The 3,092-nt window shown below is 70.2% G+C and carries 2 protein-coding genes; both read left to right on the plus strand.

Going from position 1 to position 3,092, the window contains the following annotated elements:
- The first annotated feature begins 213 nt into the window (after window positions 1–213).
- Entirely contained in the window at window positions 214–1,716 is a 1,503-nt protein-coding gene (locus ACEN88_RS27940) for a sensor histidine kinase (RefSeq protein WP_413344891.1), read from the plus strand.
- A partial coding sequence (locus tag ACEN88_RS27945; protein ID WP_413344893.1) for a response regulator occupies window positions 1,713–3,092 on the plus strand: 1,380 nt, incomplete at its 3' end. The genes ACEN88_RS27940 and ACEN88_RS27945, both read left to right, overlap by 4 nt.

Consider the following 3,092-nt stretch of genomic DNA (forward strand, 5'->3'; position numbering starts at 1 on the left):
CGATGCCGGCGTGCCCGACGTGCCGGTGGCCGTCAACCTGTCCGGCAAGCAGTTCCTGGGCACGGACGTCGTGGCGCGCGTCGGCGCCCGGCTGCGGGGATAGGGCCGGCCGCCGCGCCGGCGGATGCGCCGCCGGTGGCCTGACGCGGCCTGTCATATTACGGCTACAATAGGAAGCCTTGCACCACGACAAGCCCCGTCCGCGACCCCACCATGCCCCTGCGCTTCCTTCTCCTCGACGACAATCCCGACGACCGCCTGCTCGCCCGCCGCGAACTCGAACGCCATTTTCCGGAGTGCCGGTCGACGGAAGTGGGCGACCGCGCAGGCTTCGAACAGGTCGCCGAAGCCGGCTTCCCGTTCGACCTCGTTATCACCGACTACCAGATGCGCTGGACGACGGGCCTGGACGTGCTCAAGCTGATCAAGGCGCACGTTCCGCAACTGTCCGTCATCATGTTCACCGCGACGGGCACCCAGGAGATCGCGGTGGAAGCCATGAAGCACGGCCTGGACGACTACGTCATCAAGAGCCCGCGCCACTACGCGCGGCTGCCCGTCGCCGTGCGCACCTGCCTCGACCGCACCGAGATCCGCTCGCGCGCCATCCGCAGCGAGACGCGGCTCGCATCGCTGCTCGAGAACATCCAGGTGGGCGTCTTCCGCATTTCCCTCGAAGGGGAGATCGAGGAAGGCAACCGCGCGTTCTGGAGCATGCTGGGCCTCGGGTCCGGCGAATTCACGAAGGCGGCGCACCACCCGCTGATCGAGGACGTGCGGCAGCACATACCGGAACTGAAGGCGACGCTGGATGCGGCCGACCTGCAGCTCGACGCGGGCGACCTCGACATGGGCGGCCGCGCCTTCAAGGTCAAGCTCGTGCGCGTGCGCGTGAACGGGCACGACGCGGTCGACGGCATCGTGGACGACGTGACGTCGCTGCGCCGCGCCGAACTGGAGATCCTGCGCCTGAACGCCGACCTGGAACAGCGCATCGCCACGCGCACGCGCCAGCTGCAGGAGGCGAACGAGGCGCTGGAGACGTTCGGCTTCTCCGTCTCGCACGACATGCGCGAGCCGCTGCGCACGATCCAGGGCTATGCCAATGTCCTCAAGCAGGATTTCGCCGAGGGCCACCTCGACAAGGCGAGCCTGTACATCGGCCGCATCGAGGCCGTCGCGCACCGCGTCGACACGATGGTGTCCGACCTGCTCGAATTCGCGCGCCTGTCGCGCACCGAGATCGCCACCGAAAACGTCGTCGTCACCGAAGCGCTGCACGAAGTGACGGCCGCGCTGCACGCCGAGATCCAGCAGGCGAAGGCCCTGCTGCAGATCGACGTGCCGGACGGCCTGACCGTGCGGGCGCACCGCCAGACGTTCGTGCAGGCGCTGACGAACCTCGTGTCGAACGCCGTCAAGTTCGTGCGGCCCGGCGAGACGCCCGTCGTGCGCATCGGCGCCGGCGCAGCGGGATCGATGGTGCGCGTCACCGTGGCCGACGACGGCATCGGCATCGCGCCGCCGGCCCAGGCCCGCATCTTCAACGTGTTCGAACGCCTGCACAGCGAGGAGGAATACCCGGGCACGGGCATCGGCCTCGCGATCGTCAAGAAGGGCGTCGAGCGCATGGGCGGCCGCGTCGCCGTGGAGTCGGCGCCGGGCAGCGGGGCCACGTTCGCGGTCGACCTGCCCGCGCCGCCGGAGCCTGTGTGACGTTCGCCGCCCTCCTCGTCGACGACAGCCCGGACGACCGGGCGCTCGTCGCGCGCGAGCTGGGGCGGCATTTTCCCGACGTCCGCATCACCGAGGCCGGTAGCCCAGAGACGCTGGCCGCGGCGCTCGATGACGGCCGCTTCGACATCGCCATCACGGACTACCGCCTGCGCTTCACGGACGGCATCACGGTCCTGCGCGAGCTGAAACGCCGCTTCCCCGCGCGTCCCGTGATCATGTTCACGGCGAGCGGCAACGAGGAGATCGCCGTCGAGGCCATGAAGGAAGGCCTCGACGACTACATCACCAAGACGCCCAAGCACTACCCGCGCATCGGCTATGCGGTGCGCGCCTGCCTCGACAACGTGGCGCAGCGCGCGCGGGCCGAACAGGCGCAGGCGCGCCTGGAGATCGCGCTGCGGTCGGCCGGGATGGCGACGTGGCAGTACGATCCGCGCGACCGTACGATCGCCGCCTCCAGCGACCTCGGGCCGATGCTGGGCCAGCCGCCCGGCCATGCGCCGGCGACCGTGGACGCCTGGCTGGCCGACATCCACGACGAGGACCGGCCCCACGTGATCGACGCGTGGAAGGCCGCGTTCGCGGGTGCGGACCACTACCGCATGCAATACCGCTTCCGCGGCGCCGACGGCAACGTGCGCTGGATCGCGTCGAGCGCGCGCGTGCTGCGCGGCGCGGACGGCAAGCCGTCCATGGTGATCGGCACGGCGCGCGAAGTCACGGCCGACATCGAGACGCGCCAGAACCTGGAACGCAAGAGCGGGGAACTGGAACGGGCCGACCGCCAGAAGAACGAGTTCCTGGCGATCCTCGCGCACGAGCTGCGCAACCCGCTGGGCGCCGCGCGCTATTCGATCGCGCTGCTGCGCCAGGCCCCGGACGACGCCGCCGTGCGCGCCCGCGCCACCGACGTGATCGACCGCCAGATCGGCCACATGGCGAAGATGCTGGACGAGCTGCTGGACCTGAGCCGTATCGCCCACAACCGCATCGAACTCGAACGGGCGCCGCTCGACGTGCGCGGGATCGCCGAACTCGCGTGCGAGAACGCCCTGCCCACGCGCGCGGGCAAGGGCCACGACCTGCGCCTGTCGCTGCCGGCGGAACCGGTCATGGTCGTCGGCGACGAGGTCCGTCTCACGCAAGTCGTCGCCAACCTGCTCGTCAATGCCGCCAAGTTCACGCCGACGCCGGGACACATCGAGGTGCGCGTGGCGCGCGAGGACCTGGACGCGGTGATCGAGGTCGCCGACGACGGCATCGGCATCGCGCCGCACCGGCTGGACGGCGTGTTCGAGATGTTCTCGCAGGGCGACACGAAGGCACACGGCGGCACGCCCGGCCTGGGCATCGGC

This window comes from Massilia sp. CT11-108, assembly GCF_047302915.1.
In the GTDB taxonomy this organism is placed as follows: Bacteria; Pseudomonadota; Gammaproteobacteria; order Burkholderiales; family Burkholderiaceae_D; genus Telluria; species Telluria orientalis.